This window comes from Streptomyces katrae, from assembly GCF_000966975.1.
Lineage (GTDB): Bacteria > Actinomycetota > Actinomycetes > Streptomycetales > Streptomycetaceae > Streptomyces > Streptomyces katrae.
Map to the genome: position 1 here is coordinate 1 of NZ_JZWV01001716.1, position 809 is coordinate 809.

At 73.1% G+C, this 809-nt stretch carries 1 protein-coding gene; it reads left to right on the forward strand.

Translation table 11 applies throughout. The features are described from left to right. Positions 1 to 714, forward strand: a 714-nt coding sequence (locus tag VR44_RS40290) for a polysaccharide deacetylase family protein (RefSeq protein WP_045952666.1), incomplete at its 5' end; no start/stop codon positions are given. Positions 715 to 809 lie beyond the last annotated feature (95 nt).

Below are 809 nucleotides of genomic sequence, written 5' to 3' on the forward strand. Positions count from 1 at the left end.
GTACCGACCCTGGCGCCCGGGCCGGGCGGGCTGACCCCGGTCTTCGAACGGACCCGGCAGCGGACCGAGAAGACCGTGGCGCTGACCTTCGACGCCGACATGACCTCCGACCAGGGTCCGCGCGCCGCCTCGGGCGAGCACTTCGACAACCCCGAGCTGATCGCGGCGCTGCGCCGGCTGAAGGTGCCGTCCACCGTCTTCATGACGGGGCGCTGGGCGGAGGAGTACCCGGACCAGGCGAAGGCCATCGGCACCGATCCCGGCTTCGAGATCGCCAACCACTCCTACAGCCACCACGCCTTCAAATCCCCCTGCTACGGGCTGCCCGCGCTCGACGCGGCCGCCGCCAGGGCCGACGTGGACCGGGCGTTCGCCGCCTTCAAGAAGGCCGGTGCGGTCAACACGGTGGCGGTCAACACGGTGCCGTACTTCCGCTTCCCCGGCGGCTGCTACGACGAGCAGGCGCTGCGCGCCCTGGCCCCCGCCAAGGTGACCGCCGTGCAGTGGGACGTGGTCAGCGGGGACGCCTTCGCCAAGGACCCCGACGCGGTGGCGGAGCAGGTGCTGGCCGGGGTGAAGCCCGGTTCCGTGGTGGTGATGCACTGCACGCACAGCGCGGCCCCGGTCACCGAGCAGGCCGTCGAGAAGATCGTGCCGGAGCTGCGCAAGCGGGGGTACCGCTTCGTGAAGGTGTCGGAGCTGATGGGGAAGTAACGTTCCGTCACCGCCGGACCGGGCCCGGCGGGTGGGCCGGCCCCCGGCCACGGGCCCGTTCAGCCCCGGCGCGTGGCCGCCCGGCAGGCCAGCGC